This window comes from Paracoccus sp. PAR01 (assembly GCF_014851995.1).
GTDB classification, from domain to species: Bacteria; Pseudomonadota; Alphaproteobacteria; order Rhodobacterales; family Rhodobacteraceae; genus Paracoccus; species Paracoccus litorisediminis.
Map to the genome: position 1 here is coordinate 1 of NZ_JACVAW010000026.1, position 17,608 is coordinate 17,608.

The window sequence follows — 17,608 nt, forward strand, 5'->3', positions numbered from 1 at the left end:
TGTCCACCCCATAGTCCCTGAGAAACTCCACCGTAGTCGCCATCGCGAAACTCCCGCCCAATCTCCATCAGGCGCGAAATCTCAGGTCACGTGAAAATGCGGAAGGTGGGGCACAGGCGCCGCTTACGGAGATCCTGAGACAGAAGCCACACATGATGGCCGCACTCATCCGCGGCGCGACCATCGACACGATCCTCAGCAGTTTCACCTGTGAAGGTTCATCGCTCATTCGCGACGCACTGGTGATCCCCACCAGCCTCGACGACGCCCTTGTCGGCCGGCTCGGCCGCACGCCCAACGAGCTGCAACGAAATTGGATGCTCTTCCTCTTCCTGGCCTACAGGGCCAGCGACGCGGTCTTTAGCAAAGCCATAAGTGCTTCGCCGGAACTACTGCGCCGTTCATGCTGGCACACGGAACCGGTAGGGAATGATCCGCGTGTAGCCACCTACGCCCGCGCGCATCGCCTTAATTTGCTTCCGGACGACCTCCTTTTGGAGGCGGCCGACGAGCTTGAATCTGCGGCACTCAAGAATTTCGACGCATCTTTTTTCGGTGAGGAGGACAAGCTAGCCCTGATTCCACCACTTCGGCTGGTCGGCTTGGGCGTTGGGCTACGAACTGCGGTGCTACCATCGCTTAAAGAGCGCATCGATGAGATTACGGCTGATGCCGACCTCGACGAGGAGCCGGATAGCCACTTTGAGAAACTGCTTGGCGTGCTGGATCATATCGAGACGATCGGAGTCGATGACGATGCCGCCTCACTCATCGACGACGCGCGTGAGCAGGTGAAACGGTCGATCAAGGAAATCGAGGAGCGCAAGCGCGAACGCGACGAAGAGGCTGACTCAACAGACTGGACCCATATAGTCACACAGAAGAAGGACGAGGCGTCGACAGGCGCTCCGCCGCCGCCTCCAACCGTTACCAAACGCTCGGTGTTCGACGATGTCGACAAATGAGATAGGCAGAGCGAAGCTACGGGAGGCAGTCCGAAAAAGACTTGGGGATCGCATCGCATCCGCCGAGAATTAATCTCGTCAACTTGCCGGGCCTTCCACGAGCGACCGCCTCCGGGGACGCCGCCAAGCCAAGCAGCGGTGGCAATGCTCGATCGGCCGCTGAGGGCCGGCCTTCCCTGTCCCCTGGCCAAACGTCCACCTCAGCCAAGCCAACCGATTTCTGCCTTGCAGCATGTTGCTCGGAGCCCATCTGAGACACTCAGGCATGGCGCAGCGTAGCGCGACACTTCGCTGGTGCAGCGGAAGGCGTGGCCCCGAGCGGACGTCTGAACTTGCGCGGCAAATGACGGCATCTGTACGCAGTTTTGGACCTGTTTGAAATGGTGTTGCATCGAATGACACCGTTCTTTAATAATTTAATCGATCAGTTATATCACCTTCTATCCAACTTCAAACTGGCGCGTATATAGATATGGCTTTGAAAAGGATTAACATTACTGAAGCGGATCGGCGGTACATAATTGCTCGATCCGGCGGGTGCTGCAACAAATGTAAGACGCCCTTGTTCTTGGAAAACGAGTTCGGCGAGAGGGCGCGCCTTGGCGACGATGCCCATATAGTCGCCGCATCAGAGGATGGTCCGAGAGGGGAAAGCGATCTCGATGCCCAGAGCCGAGCTTCTTCGAATAATGTGCTGCTACTCTGTAAAAATTGCCATTCTGAAGTAGATCAGCAGCCGAAGCGGTTCCCTGTCTCAAGCCTATTGCAGATGCGGGAAAAGCACTACGATTGGGTTGAAAGTTGTTTAGGGAAGGTTGTAGGAAATCGTCCACCATTTCACTACCTGTCGTATATCAATGTGCCACGTGCGGACATGTATGCGGCCGCCAATTCAATCTTTATGCCTCAGCCACAACTTGGTGCGGCTAAGAGAATCAGAGACCTCGGCATCGCATCAGGCCGGTTGATGGCCAGTTACGTTAGTGTGCTCAACCATGATGATTTATATGCTAATGAATTTTCGGACGACACAGCGCTGACCGATCTCCGCGTCGGTGAGTATTGGTACTCACCCGAAGCAACCTTTCGCAGTAAAAAAGTCCTCCAAGCATATAGCGAAGCTGTGCCGCAGGCCTGGAAGAAGCATGAGTGCATAATATATCGAAAATTCGATGGCTGGCGGTTGATTTGCATGATCGATCCACGGTGGATGACGACAGAGACAGCATCGATCACTTTGAGCTCGGGCATGTTCAAAACCATTGCACTTGTGCACATCGCTTCCATCGATACTGCTTCTAAGGTCGCATTAGCATCGCCTATCTTCCTTGGCGCGCCAGATAAAGGATTCTGGTGATGGCGCGTCGTTATCAGATAGCATTAAAGCACTTCAAAGACATCGCAGCGTCTGAACAAAAGGGTTGGCCAGATCACCAATGGCATGGTGAAATCGAAAATTGCGATGTGTGTTCGCGCCCCATGAAAGACGAACAGTTTATGATCGATGGTCCCGCTGAAGCAGGGCCGAGTCCCATGTGGGGCAATATCTGTGTAATTTGTGCGTGTAAGTACTCGCCCAAAGTCGGCTGGGGCAAGGCGCAACTATATGAAAGAGATGGGGATGGCATCTGGAGATTGGTAGCCGGCGGTCCACCAGCATAGCTGTTGTGGTCTTTTGCGATCTTATGTGATGGGGAGTGTCCGAGAAGCAGACATATGCTCTTCGAACAACGAACGTCCGCTCACTGCCCCGTCTGGCTGCCTTCGTCTCACGCGAGGGCGATGAGGTCGCGGGTGCAGCGAACGGTAGCGTTGTCCGGTTTCGGCGCTAGGTTCGGTCTCTGCGCGAGGCAAGCGTCGCTTCAGCCGGGAATAGATCCAGTACGCTCCTAAGCGGTTGCTGACTCGTTCAGTAAGCCAATGATCTCTGCCCTGAGACTGAGCGCTCCAGCAGCACCACACCAATCTTTCCAAGTGATATGAGCCATCCCAGAGTGTTGCTCCTTGCCGCGATAGAGGTGCATCACTGCTTCTTTTGTATTCATAACCGCATCGTGAAACGAGAAGTCACGGTTCCAACGGAGTGCCACGAAATGATCAGCTTTTTCTAAGTTACTCGGGCGTAGCGACACCCGAGGAAATGGTCCGTCAGTTCCAAGTATTCGAGACTTAACCTCAACACGACCATATGCGGGCGCACGAACGTCAGAGCCGCGCCGATTTCCTCCTTCAACGAAGCCATTTAATGCCGCGGCAACGAGGATTTCACCGAGCAAGTCGTGTGAGATTTTATCATACCTCTGCATGCACTTGGCGTTGCGCAATATCCGGGCCATTTCACGGGCGTCTTCAGCGGCAAATTCGTTCTTGGTCAATCATCTGCTCATTTCTGTATAAAAAAATCTCATATGCAGCGCGGACCAAGGCTGCTTAATTTTAATTGGTACGCCGTATCTCTGAGAAAAACTCACCATTCAACCTACCGCGCGAGTTCATACTCAAGCCGGTGGACCACATCGCGAGCCAATGTCTTGAAGCGATAGGCATTAGTAATGCTCACTTCTCCCGCGTGAGCGGCCATGTTCCGCAAATTTTGGAGTTCTTTAATGACGTCCATCGTGGGTGTGTCGATGACGCCCATTTCATGCAACCGCTTGGCAATCTGGGAAGGAGGAAGCTTTGTCTTAGGCAATCCTGACCTCCTGAGGGAGCGCTCTAACTCTAGCTCCACATCACGCCAGGCAGTTAGCACAGCAGCGCTCGGAGAGAGCTTGGCGATCTCGTTGAACTGATCCAGCGGGTCCGCAATTCTTTTCACCTTGGAGTCATCATTTGGAGGCTGCTCACTGTCCGGGTTAGCAGATTCAGGCAACTGAGAGGCTTCAGGCAAAGCATCAATGGAACCTGGTTTAGGAGCTATCGGTAAATCGCTAACTTGCGCTTCGATCTTGTCCAATTCCTCCCGAAAATAAACTTCAGCGTCGCCGTACTTAGCGCCCTTAACGCGCTTGAGCAGCCTGCTAACTTGTCCCCGAAATATCAGCGCGATAACGATTGTAGAGATGGGCCATGCCGTTGAACCAATGACGGCTGATGACCATTCCAACCAACTCATGCTGCTCATCTCTCATTTTCATCGCCATTATGCCGGCATTGCTTATCGTTAGAAATTATTCCGAGACGGCGCAGTGCGGCGTTCAAGTATCCCGGCCCGGGAAGGCGACCACCCCAGGTGGGCTTCCACAGCTTATGGAAACTATTTCGAATCGGAAAGCCGAGAGTCGACGATTTCTTTGCGTTTCCAATTGCAAAACTCATTCGCGGCGCACCGAATGACCGGTTCCCGCTCGGCCGAGCGGCGTCAGCGCGACGGGTCTGGTGCGTGTGCTGCGCCGGCGAATGTCCGCTAGGTCCGCATCTTGGCCAGTTCACCATGGAGTTCGCTGCGCGGTGCCTGGGTGGCTGCTTCGACGCAGACGACGGTGCAACATTCGCCACGATCGACAGGCAGGTTTGGGCCGGCCCGCCCTGTCCAAGGGGCAGACGCCAGCCTCAGCCAAGCCTGAAATTGCTGTACCGCAGCACGTTGATCAGGAGCCCAAAGCTGCCCCTCCCTGCATGTAGCCAAATGGAGTGTAGAGCCGGTTCGTTGGACCCATTGCTGCCAATCGTCCAAAATCGCGGTTGGCTCTGGCTTGCAAAACTGCCGAGAGACCACTACCTCCAAGCCATCCTGCCACCAGAGATGCCATCACCATGGACCTGAACCTCGCCGCCTTCACCCCTTCGGTTTCGCTGCGAGAAGTTCTGCACCATGCCTGCATCCGTTTCCCTCTCCGGCCTGTCTTGGTCCACGCCTGACGGCGCGCCGCTTCTTACCGACCTCAACCTGACCTTCTGCCCAGAGCGCACCGGCGTCGTCGGGCGCAACGGCACCGGCAAGAGCACGCTCCTTCGCCTGATTTCGGCGGATCTGCATCCCGCTTCGGGGCATGTGCAGGTGTTCGGCACCATCGCAATGATGCGTCAGGACGCGATGGAGCGTCTTAACGATACCATCGCCGATCTGTTCGGCGTGCGCACCGCGCTCGATCTGCTGGACCGGGCCGAGGCCGGGCTTGCGGAAGCCGACGAACTGGCCGAAGCGGATTGGACCTTGCCCGCGCGGATCGAGGCCGCGCTTTTGCGCTGTGGCCTGTCCGCCGCGCCGCAGACGCCACTGGCGACGCTATCCGGCGGCCAGCGCAGCCGTGCCGCCCTTGCCGCCCTCATCCTTGCCGAGCCGGATTTCTTGTTGCTGGACGAACCGACGAACAATCTCGACCGTGACGGGCGGAGGGCGGTGATCGACCTCATCCGGGGCTGGACAGGCGGCGCAATGATCGTCAGCCATGACCGCGAGCTTCTGGAGGAAATGGACGCCATCGTCGAACTGACCTCGCTTGGCGCAACACGGTATGGCGGGAATTACAGCGCGTTTCGGCAACGCAAGGATACGGAACTGGATGCTGCGGCCCGCGACCTTGCCCATGCGGAAAAGACCCGCTCTGACGCGGCGCGGCGCGCACAGCAGGCGAGCGAGCGCAAGACCCGCAAGGACAGTGCCGGACACCGCGCACGGGCAAGGGGCGATCAGCCGAAAATCCTGATGGACGCCGCCAAGGGTCGGGCCGAAGCGTCAGGTGGTGCGGGTGCCCGCCTGCGCGATGCCAGATGCGAGGCGGCGGATGAGGCGTTGTCCGCCGCCCGCGAAAAGATCGAAATCCTGCAACCTTTGCGCATGGACATCCCCCTGACCGGCCTTGCCCCCGGCAAAACGGTGCTGCGACTGGATAGGGTGACCGGCGGCTACGATCCCGATCACCCTGTTATCCGCGATCTGTCGCTGACCATTACCGGCCCCGAGCGCATCGTCATTGCCGGGCCGAATGGCAGCGGAAAGACGACGCTTTTGAAGATCATCACCGGGCAGATCGTGCCGCAAAGCGGCCTCATGGAGCTGTCAGTTCCGTTCGCCCTGCTGGATCAGCATGTCCGGCTGCTCGATCCAGCCCTAACCCTGCGCGACGATTTCCTGCGCCTTAACCCCGTGGCTGATACGTATGTGGCCCATGCGGCACTGGCCCGGTTCGGTTTCCGTGCGGAGGATGCCTTGCGTTGCGCGGGCGAATTGAGCGGGGGCGAGCGTCTGCGCGCTGGTCTGGCCTGTGCCCTCGGAGCCTCTCCGCCGCCGATGCTGCTGATCCTGGACGAGCCGACCAATCACCTCGATCTAGACAGCATCGCGGCATTGGAGGCCGCGCTGGCGGGCTATGACGGTGCGGTTCTGGTTATCAGCCACGACGCAGCATTCCTTGGATCGCTCGCACCGGACAGAACGATTCATCTTGGGAAATGACCGCTTTGTCCGCATGATGATATGTTTTCTTTCCTGAAGGTGTCGCGACAAGGCGAGGGATCACGCGGCCGCGTCGATGTCGCGCGCCTTCGGTGGAGGGTTCCGCTGCATTGGCCTGCGCGGAAAGCCCGTCAACCGCCCATTCTACCCGCGCAGAATGCATGGCTGCTCTGCCGGGATCACGGCTACTTCCCATATGAAGCCCGGCCTATATCCCCCTTATCCGCAACATGCCCGATGGATGGGCAAGATGAAAAAGGTGCCGAGATGTCTGCTGTCGAAATGAGCCATAGCCGTGCTGCCGGTGGTTTGGATCTCGTCTTTGCCCGCGTGACCGCGATGGTTTCCGCTTGGAACGACGCCCGCATCACCCGCCGCGAATTGAGCCAGCTGACGGATCGCGAGCTGAGCGATCTCGGCCTGACCCGTGGCGATATCGAGCGTGTTGCCCGCAGCGTCTGAAGCAATTCTGATCGATGAACAGACCCCGCGGCGATGCCTCGGGGTTTTTTCATACGCGGGCGACAGAAATCCGAAACGCGATGCTTTTCATCTACGGTTCGCTCTGTCGCATGGAGGGTGCTGCAGGACCCGAACCTGCCTTCCCGCGAAATGTGCCGAAACCGGTTTTCAGAAACCTATTCCGATACCTACACGACCTTGCCCCATGCCGCCATACACCCCGAACCATCCGCTGGAGGTATAGGGATGCGAGATATCTTCTCCGGCCTTGGCCTTCTTCTCGAGGATAAAGCGGATACGTTCACGGCGGTCGCGCCAGGTTGGCTCAGCTTCGATCTGGGCGATGCCCATGCGACTGAAGACATGCGGGTTAAGACCCATAATCGCGGCCTCTTGGATATGGCCGGGGGTCAACGGTTTGCTATCCGCTAATGCCGTTCCCACCGCAGCAGAGAACACCAACACGACGAGAGAAAGCTTCCTAAACATCCGACGCCTCCGCATCTGATATGGGCTGCCATCGATGTGGTCCCTTTGGGGGTTCGATAAAAGCGCCGTTCACCAAGATGAGATCACAAAATGCGACGATGCGAACGCCCGGCAGTCATGTACCAGAACCGAAAAAAGGCCTGACACGTGACCGCATCGGTCCTCCGAACAGCGCGCCAATGCAAACCATGACCTCCGGCGGGCATTCACCCGAAAATCACTTTATGGCCGGTTCGTCCGCACCGCTGCCGTCCCATTGGGATTCTGCCGCACATTGGCTGAACGGCCGTTAATGGGAGTGCGGCGAAGAGGCGAAAGCGGGGATCGAGCGAATACTATGGGCCGTCCCAGATCATAGACTCGTACGATCGGCGACGCATCACCGAGAGGGCCGCACCATCATTTCCGACCCCATTGCAGCCGATCAGCCTTGCTTGGCGCGGCACTTGCCCGATGCGATGAATAGCATGGCAACAAGCGACAGGCCTGCACCGGTGAGAAAGGGCGTCGTGGACCCCACGCTGTGCCAGAGCCATCCGGCAAGGGTGTTCCCCGCCAGCACGACCACGCCGGTCACCAAGTTGAAGGTGCCGAAGGCACTGCCCCTCAGATTCTCGGGCGCGGCCGCGGCGATCATCGCGCCAAGCAGTCCTTGCGAGAACCCCATGTGGAGTCCCCAGAAAACCGTGCCGAGGACATAAATCCATGGCGTCGTGGCAAAGGCGAGCGTGAAATGAGCCGCAATCAGGAAGCCGAGGCTCCAGAGCAGTAGGCCAGAGGTGCCGACCCGATCCGACAGCTTGCCCACGGGAAAGGCCGTCAGGCCATAGGCGACGTGCATGATGACCAGAGACAGCGGAACCCATGCTGGGGTGAACCCCGCCTCCAGCGCCTTCAGCAAGACAAATGCCTCGCTGAAACGCGCGAGCATGATGATGGAGGCCAGCCCGATCACGGCCCATACCGCGCGATTGAGTCTGAACGCATCGGCAAGGCGAAAGCCTTGGCGTTTCATCGAGCGGTCACCGGCAGGTTCTCGCACATAGAAGACCAGCACGATCATGCAGAGGCCGGCAGGGATCGCGGCAATCCAGAACACCGACTGGATATCGCCGGCCAGAAGGATCATCGCGGCGACCGCCACCAATGGACCGACGAACCCACCGACAGTATCGAGCGACTTGCGCAGACCGAAACTCGCCCCTCGGATCTCGGGCGGGCTTACGGCGGCCACGATGGCATCCCGGGGCGCACCCCGGATGCCCTTTCCGACCCGATCCATCGCCTTGGCCAGCACGATCTGGTCCAGGCTCACCGCCCAAGGGAAGATCAGGCGCGACAGCGCTCCCAGACCATAGCCCAGCACCGCAAGCGGCTTTGCCCGCCCGCTGAGGTCAGACAGGATCCCAGACAGGAACTTCGTCGCTGTCGCAATCGCGACCGAAAGACCCTCGATGAAGCCGATCGCGAGGGCGGAGGCCCCCAATCCGCCCGCAAGATACAGCGGCAAAAGGGCGTTGATCATCTCGGAGGAGACGTCCATCAGCAAGCTGACGATGCCGAGCATCCAAACGGTTGCCGGAATGTGGGGGCGCTTGGCGGCCGTGTGGATCTGGGCGGAGGCGGATGCTGTCATGGGTTACACCGATAGAGCTGCCATGGATCCAAAGCACAGACGCGTGACATGGATCAATGGTCGCTGCGTCGGGCGCCGGGCCAATTACGTTCGGGGTCTCGCCGTGCATTTTGAGCGGCGCTCACCAACCTCGGCGTCGCAGCAGAATACGGGTGCAACCGTCCGCCATGGGTTTCCCCAACCTGCTCTGCCGCAGCATTCGTTACGCCCTGCCGGACTGGTCTCTAGGGCGATGCAGCCACGCAGCATAGAGCGGGTTCGGTTTGCAGCAATGGGCCGTCCCACATCGAACAGCTCATGCGATCATCGATAGATCACCGGGAAGATCGGGGCCGATGTTTTGAGCCCGAAGCGGATGATCGGTTACTTAGGGTAACAACACAACCGCACCCATTGTCCTACGGCTTTCCACATCCGAATGTGCCCGCGCGGCATCCGCAAGCGGATACGTCCGCGGTTCGTCGACAAGCAGAACACCATCACGGATCGCTCCGAACAACCGCTCCGCCGCCGTTTCGAACTCACCGCGATCTGCGGTGTAATGCGCGATCGACGGGCGCGTGAGGTAGAGCGATCCCTTCGCCCCAAGAGTGCCGATCTGCAAAGGATCAATTGGCCCCGAACTTTCCCCGAAGCTGACGAGGGTTCCGCGCGGTTGCAGGCAGTCGAGCGAACGTTCGAAGGTATCAGCCCCGACCGAGTCATAGACGACCCTCACACCCTTGCCGCCGGTCAGTCGCTTGACCTCATCCCGGAAATCATTGCGGCTATAAAGGATGACATCGGCGCAGCCCCGGGCACGGGCACGTTGCGCCTTTTCTTCGGTGCTGACTGTTCCGATGACGGTGACGCCAAGTGCCTTCAGCAATTGGCTGGCATATGTGCCGACACCACCAGCCGCGGCATGCAACAGGACCGTATCGCCGGGCTGCAAGCTGACGCAGCGATGGGTCAGGTATTCTGCGGTCAGCCCCTTGAACAGGCTTGCCGCAATAATGGTGCTATCCAGATCGCCCGGCACATGAAGCGCCCGGGCGGCGGGCAGGTTGCGATGGCGCGCATAGCCGCCCGGAGGGCCGCCGACATAGGCAACACGGTCACCGATGGCAAAGCCCATGACCTCGGCGCCGATGGCCGTCACCTCACCCACGCCCTCTACCCCAGGCGTGGCGGGCAGAGGCAGCTTCGGACCGAACACGCCCTTGCGGTGATAGACATCGATGTAATTGAAGCCGATGGCGATCTGACGGATCTGGATCTCGTCCTTGCCCGGCGCGGCGAGAGGCATTTCGACATAGGATAAAACCTCGGGCCCGCCAAATTTGGAAAATCGGATTGCGGTGCTGGTGTGAATCATGGCGCGTCTTCCTCTGCTTTTCCTCAGATTGCGCCATCCAGCACCGCAGTCGACCCTTGTTTTCGGAGATAGGCTTTGCGCAAATGCAAGGCAGCATGGATTGGAATGATCTGAAGTTCTTTCTGGCGCTCGCACAGGGGAAATCGCTTTCCGCTGCAGCCCTGACGCTGGGCGTCAGTCCGTCTACAGTATCGCGCCGGATCGAGGCGTTGGAACAGGCACTTCAGGTGCAGCTATTTCGACCGCATCGGGATGGTTATGATCTTACCGAAGCGGGACAGGGCCTTGTACCCGAGGCTGAGCGAGCCGGCGTGCAGATGCAGGTTTTCGAACGCAACGCCCGCGAGACGGGCGATGACTTGGCCGGCGCTGTGCGCATCGAGGCCCCGGAGCTGCTGGGACAAGAGATCCTGCTACCTGCCCTGATCGGCTTTATGGCGACCTGTCCCGGTATCCGGATCGAGTTGCGCGGCGCTGTTCAGCCTGTGCGCCTTGCCGCGGAGGAGGCCGATATCGTCATCCGCCTGGTGCGGCCAAGCCAGGGCAATTATCGCATCCGCAAAGTCGGCACGATCCTCTTCGGCCTTTACGCATCACCCGAGTACGTCCGGAAGCACGGCACGCCGCAAAGTCCTGATGAGTTGCTCGGGCACCGGGTGATCGGCTGGACAGAGGATTTGGGCTTCCTGACCATGGCCCGCTGGCTGGCGAGCCACTGCCCGGGAGTAAGACCCTCATTGCGCCTGACCTCATTTGCTGCGCAGGTCGAGGCGGTCAGGGGGAACGCAGGCTGGGCCGTGCTGCCCGATTTCATCGCCGGTCCCGCAGGGTTCGTGCCGGGACTGACAGATCTGTCGCCGCTGGCGCCTGATCTCTGGCTTCTGGTGCATGAGCAGGCGCTAGCCCTGCGCAGGGTCCAACGGGTGCGGGATTGCATTACCGCTGCGCTGACGGCGAGATTTTCCAACTGAGCGCCAAGGGATGAACGACCGCAGAGGCGGGAGGGCTATGAAGAAGCCGTGGCCCGCCCAATTTCCATGTTTTACAAAACATAACCCTCCCGGCAGCCTGGTCGCGCCGGGAGGGTTCTTTCAAGCCGCGGCGTCTGGGGTACCCTGGCACGCCGCGCGGATAAGCAAGGGCGACACATACGCGTCTACTGGTCTTCCTCACCGTCAAAGGAGGGTGCGTATGCCTTGATTGCCCGCTCGACCAATTCGGCCAGGGAAATGCCCTCAGCCTTGGCGAGGCTTTCGATCTTAACGCGCGTGCTGGGCCGGGTGCGGATCGAGATCTGGTCGGTACGCCGCTCGGGGCGCGGCGGCGGTGCCTTGCCCGCGCGCTCTCGTGCAGCCCGGGCCTCGACCTCGGCGGCGATCGCGGCCTTCTCGGCTTTCTCTGCGGCCTCTCGCGCCTCATCGGCAATGCGGCGGGCGCGCTCCGCCTCGGCCCGATCACGTGTGGCTTTCGCCACAGCTTCAGTGACCAGATCTTGCGGATCCGCGCCGCGCAGGGCTTTGAACTCATCCGACATCACTTCGTCCCTCGTCAGATTATTGGTTTGAAAGATCACTGGGGCCGGAACAGGTCGTGACCCCAGCCAATCGGATGGTGCAGCTTCAGTGCACCGTCACCGTCGCAAATCCGAGCAATATCCGCTGAGCGCCCCACTCATCCGGAAAGCCCTCCTGCAGCTTGGCAAGGCTGACCTCTGGGCCGTGGCGTCCATCAAGGATCGCCTCCACGATATCGGGTGCGAGCAGGGTGAGCCGCAGGATGCGGGCCACGTAAGACAGTGCGATCTTCTCGTGACCTGCAAGATCGGAGACGGTGCTGAACGCGCCCCGGTCCAGCAGCCGTTTCCAGCGGAAGGCCCGGGCCAGGGCGCGGACCAGCGCATCGTCCGCATCGCGGCGCAGATGCGCGTCGGGCGGCAGATGCATTTCCTTGCGCCCGCCGCGCTTGACCAGCCGGAACGGGACCTGCAGCACGAGGGTCTCGGGAACGGACATGTCGCGCCTCATGCTGCCTGCTCCATCCCGCCGGCCTGCATCTCACGGGCAAGACCGGGCAGGCCATCGACACGGAGGTGAACCTTCAGGCCCTCGGTGCCGATATCGACCCGCTCGACGAGCAGAGCGATGATCCGGGCCTGCTCGGCCGGGAACAGCGCGTCCCAAACCGGATCGATGCGCTGCAGCGCCGCGACGACCTCGGCCTCTGTGACCCCCGCATCCTGATCGCGAAGGGCCCTAATGGTCCCTGCCACGATCTCGGGCTGCCTAAACACCGCGCGCAGCCGCGCGATGACCACCGCTTCGATCTCACCCGCCGGGACCCGGCCGACCGGGCAGGCCCCTGCCCCGTGCTTCAGGACCGTTTGGCTGGTGTAGTAGCGATAGAGCCGTGCCCCCTTGCGGGTATGGCTGGGCGAGAAGGCCGCACCGTCCGGGCCGAAGATTAGACCTTTCAACAAAGCCGGGGTCTGGGCGCGGGTCCGCGCCGCGCGCTGGCGCGGGCTTACCTGCAGGATGGCGTGGACCCGGTCCCACGCCTCGTGGGTGATGATGGCGGCATGTTCGCCCGGGTAGCTGTCGCCCTTGTGTAGGGCCTCGCCGAGATAGGCCCGGTTGCTCAGGATCCGATAGATGTATTTCTTGTCGAAGGGATTGCCGCGCGAGGTCCGGAGGCCACGCTTCGTGACCTCGCGTGCCAATTCGGTCGCCGAACCCAACTCGGCAAAGCGGTCGAACAGCCAGCGCACCTCGGTGGCCTTGTCTTCGATCACGACCAGCTTGCGGTCCTTGACGGTGTAGCCATAGGGCGGCACGCCGCCCATCCAGATCCCCTTCATACGCGAGGCCTTGACCTTGTCGCGGATCCGTTCGGCGGTGACCTCACGCTCGAATTGGGCGAAACTCAGCAAAATGTTCAACGTCAGCCGCCCCATCGAGGTCGTCGTGTTGAAGCTCTGCGTCACCGAGATGAAGGTGACATGGTTGCGGTCGAAGGCCTCGACCAGTTTCGAAAAGTCCATCAACGAGCGCGACAGCCGGTCGATCTTGTAGACCACGATCACATCGATCAGCCCGTCCTCGACATCGGCCAGCAGCCGGGTCAGCGCCGGGCGCTCGAGCGTGCCGCCCGAGATGCCGCCGTCATCGTAGCGCTCCCGTAGCGCCACCCAACCCTCGGAGCGCTGGCTGGCGATATAGGCCTCGCAGGCCTCACGCTGGGCATCAAGCGAGTTGAACTCCTGCTCCAGCCGCTCCTCGGACGACTTGCGGGTGTAGACGGCGCAGCGCAGTTTGCGCAAGGCGGGCTTGCTCATGCCAACCTCGCGCGATGGTTTTTCAGCCCGAAGAAGACCCAGCCGTTCCAGCGGCTGCCGGTGATCGCGCGAGCGATGGCCGAGAGCGATCGATACGGGCGACCCTGCCATTCATAGCCCTCTTGCGTCACGGTCACGACATGCTCGACGCCCTGCCATTCGCGGATCAGGCGCGTGCCGTTGATCGGCTTCAATCCGGCACGGGCATTGGCCTTGTTGTTCCCGCCGCGCTCGAAGGCCTCGCCAAGGACCTCGAGCCGGCGCAGCGTCGCGGGCGCCAGGCCGCCATAGCACAGTTCCTGGAGACGATAGGCCAGCCGGGCCTCGAGATGACGACGACTGAAGGGCGGCGGGGCGCTGTCGAACAGCTCCAGCCACTGGGCCTTCAGTTCGGCCATCGGCGCGGTCTTCAGCGCGGTCAGGCGCGCAAGGACATGATCATTGGAAATCATTGAAATATCTCCCTTTACCCCAGCCACTACCGCTCTGTTCGAACCGGATGTGTAGTCGGAAAGTCGCATGCCTCGCGAACTGACTCCGTATCGCCGCGCTGGCGGGCACGCAGACGGATCAGCCCTGCGCCGAGCAGGCGGCAGAGCTCGAGGCGGCGTTCCTTCGGCGACATCCGGACGACGGGATAGGCGTTTGCGCCACGGGTCATGCTACCGCCGCGCAAATCATCAGGGTCGGGTCACGAGAGATTTTAAAATGAAGCGGATAGAGGCGGCCGTGATGGCCGCCTCCTCCCTGCCCCGCAGCAAGCAAGCCTAACGGCACGTGTTCAGTATCCTGAACACCACCGGCGAAAACGGGGGTGCGCACCCGGGGTGCGAGCCCGGAAAGTGCGCATGTAACTGGAGTTTTAGCGAGACTATGCCCACCGCATACGAAAGTGCGGTGGAAGGACCCAAAGGGCGCGTCCGGGTCGCCGAAGATCGTGGTAACAATCCGAGCGAGGACGTGAAGGAACCATACAATGGCTACGGTGATCTTGGCCAGCCCATTGATACGAGTTTTGTGGGTCAACCCACCGAACGACAAATCGAATTCGAGCTGCTCAGGCTCAGTCACGACCGGCGCTTTGGTCGAAGCCTTCGTGGCCGTCGGCTCGTCAATGTGGCTCGCATCCATTTCTGAATCGCCACGTGGCGTGAACCACGAGGTATGGAATGCGCCGCAGCGCAACATGTCATAGGTCGGCATCATCAGAAGAACCTCGGATCGAGTTTCATGCGCCCGGTCTTGGCAAGGCCGCGTAAGATCTCCGTCATCACCGCCCCCTGATCCTGCTTGCGCAGTTCGACTCGCTGATCGGGCTGGGCTTGATCGGATCCTCGGTTCGTCTCACCAATCAGAGGTTTGTCCTTCGACACAGCGAAGTAGCGCCAAGTCCGAATTTCCGGGGTGCTCTTCGCCGAGCCTGCCACTGCCTGCAGCATCGGGATCAACTGGCGATCAAGATCGACACCTTCATTGAGCATCTGCATCAGCGACGCAGCATCGGCCTTCAGGTACTTTCGATTCTGGGAGGTCGCCAACTTGCCAAGCGCCTCGAAGCAGCGCTGAAGAGCCTCTTTGTCAGCGAAGGAATTATTTAATTCTTTAATATACTTCTGCTCGGGAAATTCTCCCCTATCCAACGGAAAATTTTTCCGCATCAGCATTGCCGTCGAAAGGGTGTTGCGGGGCTCCTTGATGAGGCGGCCGCGAACGACGAGGCCACCGGAAGGCAGCTCCTTGCGGTCCGTCCAGCCGATCAGATGGTAGATATTGCTGCTACGTTTGCCGGCGATGCTGTATTTGATGACACGGACAAATCCGCGCAGTTCGAGAATCTCAAGATGGTTGCGAACCGTCTTCGGGTCGCAATTGAGTTCGGCGGCAATTTGACCATGGCTATACCAGCTGAAGCCATACTTACAGCTGTGACATGCAATAAAATTCAACAGCGCTTTTGGTCCCGCTTTCAGCTCTCGCAGCTCGGCCACCCAATCGCGTGCTTTGAAATTACAGTATTTGTCGTTTTGGTTCATCCTACGCCACCTCGGCGAAACGAGTGGTGAGTGCTGCTTCGTGCGGCGGACGTTTGAAGCGGAGCTTTCCTGAGACGATGCGGCTCGGGGACGATACAAGGTCGTCGAGAGCAATTTCAAAGTCGCATTTTCGGCCGTTGTAGCGGTTCCCCGCGCCATGCGACGGCTGCATGATTTTGGATTTCATGCCTGTTCCTGTTAGATGATTGAGATCGAGTGGCCGAGATCGCGGCCATTCGCGAAAATACTTCCCTGTCTCGGGCCGAAAATGATGCCCAAGGTCACAAAAATTGCTTGTCGTTGATCGATTCTAGGGTTAGCTCCCTAGGACGCTCGTATAGGTTTGCACGCCTAATTCGGAGTGTTTCGATAAGACAATATTTGGACTGCGACATCCCGATGCCACGCAATGTCGATGCCATCAGCGGTCAGGCTGTGGTGTGTATGATGATTGATATGCGGGCATGATGCTGCGGCTGCCACCGCAGGTTGATTGGTCAGAAATTACCGGAAGTATGCTTATCAGGGATTCTCTCGCGAACATCGCGCCATACGAATCCCGGCCAGCTACCAGATGGCAGCAAGGGACAGGCAGGGCGATGCGACATATTTGTGCCAATGCCGCCAAGGCGCAAAATCTCTGATATCCCGGGGTGGCGTTCTCCTCCTTACTGATTCGCGATAAATTCAGAACTGCCTGTTCTGAATGGGTCTTTCTAACAGGTGGGTGGAGTGCTTGGCCAGCCACCCGCCAAATGTTCAGCCCAACGACAAAAGAAACGTCCTGACGGTTTAATCGCAGATCAGAACCTTGATCGGCTCAATGGCCGCCGCTCCGGTCTGCGAAACCTCTGCTGGCGCGTTCTCATCTAGGTCCTGTCTGACGGCCAGTCGACGCCGGCGGACAAATGCGCCGTCCTCCTGTATGATCGCACCCGAGGCCGCCAAGGCCGACTGCCCAACAAACTGCATCAGCCTCAACAGGTCCGGCGCGACGATGACAGGATTGAGAGAAGCTCTTGCCCTCGGTTTGGGCTTGCTGAGCGCCTCGCCGGCTCTCGCCCTGGACGAGACGTTCAACGTGCCGACCCGCACCCTCTCCGACGAGGACTTCCTTCGGGGGGAGGATAATGCCGGTGTCCCTGTGACGATCACCGGCCAGCTTTCGGGACCGGATGCATGGCTCAGGGGGGCCGACGATTGGGGCCATCGGCGCTTGGCGCTACTACTTGAATGGCCTAGGGATCACGACCCTTCGCCTCGACAGCTACACGGCTCGGGGGCTCGAAGAGGTGTCGACCAACCCAGCTGCAGTCGGGCGCTTCACGCAGCTCTACGATGTCTATCGCGCCGCTGACGCCCTCGCCAGGGATCCGAGGATCGACAGCGCGCGCATCGCTATCCTGGGCTCCTCGGCCGGCGGCATGGCCTCCCTGTATTCGGCGATGACCCGCTTCGAGGAGGCGTTCGGCGCCAAGGGCGCGACAATCGTGGCGCGCGTGGCCTTCTATCCACTCTGCAACTTCGAGCTCCAGGGCGAACTAGATGTTGTCGAGGGGCCGATCCGTGTGTTCCATGGGGCGAAGGACGACTGGGCGCCGATCGCACCCTGCCAAGACTATATCGAACGGCTCCAGGCTGTCGCAGCGGATGCCACGATAACGGTGTATCCCGACGCCCGGCACAACTTCGACAATGTGAGCAGCCCGGCCCTCAACACCTATCCTGACGGCGTGACGACGCGGCATTGCATGCGCCGGGAGCAGAACGGCCAACTCGTCAACGTCGGCACCGGTCGGCCGTTCTCCTTCCAGGATGCCTGTGTGGAGTATGGCCCCACGACGCAATACAACGACGCCGCTTCGACGGCCGCGCAGAAAGCCGTCAAGTCCCTGCTGGAGGATGTTTTCGACCTGAGCGCTGCCCCATAAGCGGGA

Annotated in this window: 19 protein-coding genes; 7 read left to right on the forward strand and 12 right to left on the reverse strand. The window is 59.9% G+C overall.

Annotated elements, in window-relative coordinates; genetic code table 11:
• The first annotated feature begins 155 nt into the window (after positions 1-155).
• The 3 genes from IB235_RS21970 to IB235_RS21980 all read left to right on the forward strand — a co-directional run bounded on the left by IB235_RS21970 (position 156) and on the right by IB235_RS21980 (position 2,627).
• Positions 156-965: a hypothetical protein gene (locus IB235_RS21970; RefSeq protein WP_225612528.1), complete on the forward strand. Its 810-nt coding sequence runs from the start codon at positions 156-158 to the stop codon at positions 963-965.
• Between the two features lie 568 nt (positions 966-1,533).
• Positions 1,534-2,322 carry a hypothetical protein gene (locus IB235_RS21975; RefSeq protein WP_192338539.1) on the forward strand — a complete coding sequence of 263 codons (789 nt, stop codon included), beginning with the start codon at positions 1,534-1,536 and terminating at the stop codon, positions 2,320-2,322.
• Positions 2,322-2,627: a hypothetical protein gene (locus IB235_RS21980; protein WP_192338540.1), complete on the forward strand. Its 306-nt coding sequence runs from the start codon at positions 2,322-2,324 to the stop codon at positions 2,625-2,627. Before IB235_RS21975 ends, IB235_RS21980 begins: the two co-directional genes overlap by 1 nt.
• 227 nt (positions 2,628-2,854) lie before the next feature.
• Here IB235_RS21980 and IB235_RS21985 read toward each other — a convergent pair whose 3' ends face one another.
• Positions 2,855-3,340: a hypothetical protein gene (locus IB235_RS21985; protein ID WP_192338541.1), complete on the reverse strand. Its 486-nt coding sequence runs from the start codon at positions 3,338-3,340 to the stop codon at positions 2,855-2,857.
• Between the two features lie 104 nt (positions 3,341-3,444).
• Positions 3,445-4,080 (reverse strand): hypothetical protein, encoded by a 636-nt coding sequence (locus tag IB235_RS21990; protein WP_192338542.1) that lies wholly within the window; start codon positions 4,078-4,080, stop codon positions 3,445-3,447.
• A gap of 699 nt (positions 4,081-4,779) precedes the next feature.
• On the opposite strand from IB235_RS21990, the gene IB235_RS21995 reads away from it, so the two are divergent.
• Together IB235_RS21995 and IB235_RS22000 are read left to right on the forward strand one after the other, a co-directional pair.
• Positions 4,780-6,363, forward strand: a complete 1,584-nt coding sequence (locus IB235_RS21995; protein WP_192338543.1) for an ABC-F family ATP-binding cassette domain-containing protein — start codon at positions 4,780-4,782, stop codon at positions 6,361-6,363.
• A gap of 267 nt (positions 6,364-6,630) precedes the next feature.
• The gene (locus tag IB235_RS22000; RefSeq protein ID WP_192338544.1) at positions 6,631-6,825 is read left to right on the forward strand and encodes a DUF1127 domain-containing protein; all 195 of its coding nucleotides are present in this window, start codon (positions 6,631-6,633) and stop codon (positions 6,823-6,825) included.
• 168 nt (positions 6,826-6,993) lie between these two features.
• Here the strand turns inward: IB235_RS22000 and IB235_RS22005 are convergent, their stop codons facing one another.
• The 3 genes from IB235_RS22005 to IB235_RS22015 all read right to left on the reverse strand — a co-directional run bounded on the left by IB235_RS22005 (position 6,994) and on the right by IB235_RS22015 (position 10,307).
• Complete coding sequence (locus IB235_RS22005) at positions 6,994-7,314, reverse strand: hypothetical protein (protein ID WP_192338545.1); 321 nt, start codon at positions 7,312-7,314, stop codon at positions 6,994-6,996.
• 424 nt (positions 7,315-7,738) lie between these two features.
• Positions 7,739-8,950, reverse strand: coding sequence for an MFS transporter (locus tag IB235_RS22010; RefSeq protein WP_192338546.1), 1,212 nt, complete (start codon positions 8,948-8,950; stop codon positions 7,739-7,741).
• 367 nt (positions 8,951-9,317) lie between these two features.
• Positions 9,318-10,307 (reverse strand): quinone oxidoreductase, encoded by a 990-nt coding sequence (locus IB235_RS22015; RefSeq protein ID WP_192338547.1) that lies wholly within the window; start codon positions 10,305-10,307, stop codon positions 9,318-9,320.
• A gap of 56 nt (positions 10,308-10,363) precedes the next feature.
• Between IB235_RS22015 and IB235_RS22020 the strand changes: the two genes are divergently transcribed.
• The gene (locus IB235_RS22020; RefSeq protein ID WP_225612529.1) at positions 10,364-11,278 is read left to right on the forward strand and encodes a LysR family transcriptional regulator; all 915 of its coding nucleotides are present in this window, start codon (positions 10,364-10,366) and stop codon (positions 11,276-11,278) included.
• A gap of 185 nt (positions 11,279-11,463) precedes the next feature.
• Here the strand turns inward: IB235_RS22020 and IB235_RS22025 are convergent, their stop codons facing one another.
• The 7 genes from IB235_RS22025 to IB235_RS22055 form a co-directional block, all read right to left on the reverse strand.
• A complete protein-coding gene (locus IB235_RS22025) occupies positions 11,464-11,841 on the reverse strand; it encodes a hypothetical protein (RefSeq protein ID WP_192338548.1) in 378 nt (125 codons plus the stop codon).
• Between the two features lie 85 nt (positions 11,842-11,926).
• The gene (locus IB235_RS22030) at positions 11,927-12,319 is read right to left on the reverse strand and encodes a hypothetical protein (RefSeq protein WP_225612530.1); all 393 of its coding nucleotides are present in this window, start codon (positions 12,317-12,319) and stop codon (positions 11,927-11,929) included.
• Between the two features lie 8 nt (positions 12,320-12,327).
• Positions 12,328-13,638 carry a recombinase family protein gene (locus IB235_RS22035; protein ID WP_192338550.1) on the reverse strand — a complete coding sequence of 437 codons (1,311 nt, stop codon included), beginning with the start codon at positions 13,636-13,638 and terminating at the stop codon, positions 12,328-12,330.
• Positions 13,635-14,090 carry a DUF2924 domain-containing protein gene (locus IB235_RS22040; protein WP_192338551.1) on the reverse strand — a complete coding sequence of 152 codons (456 nt, stop codon included), beginning with the start codon at positions 14,088-14,090 and terminating at the stop codon, positions 13,635-13,637. The genes IB235_RS22035 and IB235_RS22040 overlap by 4 nt, the downstream gene beginning before the upstream one ends.
• A gap of 205 nt (positions 14,091-14,295) precedes the next feature.
• A complete protein-coding gene (locus tag IB235_RS22045) occupies positions 14,296-14,844 on the reverse strand; it encodes a hypothetical protein (RefSeq protein ID WP_192338552.1) in 549 nt (182 codons plus the stop codon).
• Positions 14,844-15,671 carry a hypothetical protein gene (locus tag IB235_RS22050; protein WP_192338553.1) on the reverse strand — a complete coding sequence of 276 codons (828 nt, stop codon included), beginning with the start codon at positions 15,669-15,671 and terminating at the stop codon, positions 14,844-14,846. Before IB235_RS22050 ends, IB235_RS22045 begins: the two co-directional genes overlap by 1 nt.
• Position 15,672: 1 nt before the next feature.
• Complete coding sequence (locus IB235_RS22055; RefSeq protein WP_192338554.1) at positions 15,673-15,858, reverse strand: hypothetical protein; 186 nt, start codon at positions 15,856-15,858, stop codon at positions 15,673-15,675.
• 1,105 nt (positions 15,859-16,963) lie between these two features.
• On the opposite strand from IB235_RS22055, the gene IB235_RS22060 reads away from it, so the two are divergent.
• Positions 16,964-17,602, forward strand: coding sequence for a dienelactone hydrolase family protein (locus tag IB235_RS22060; protein ID WP_370576967.1), 639 nt, complete (start codon positions 16,964-16,966; stop codon positions 17,600-17,602).
• Positions 17,603-17,608 lie beyond the last annotated feature (6 nt).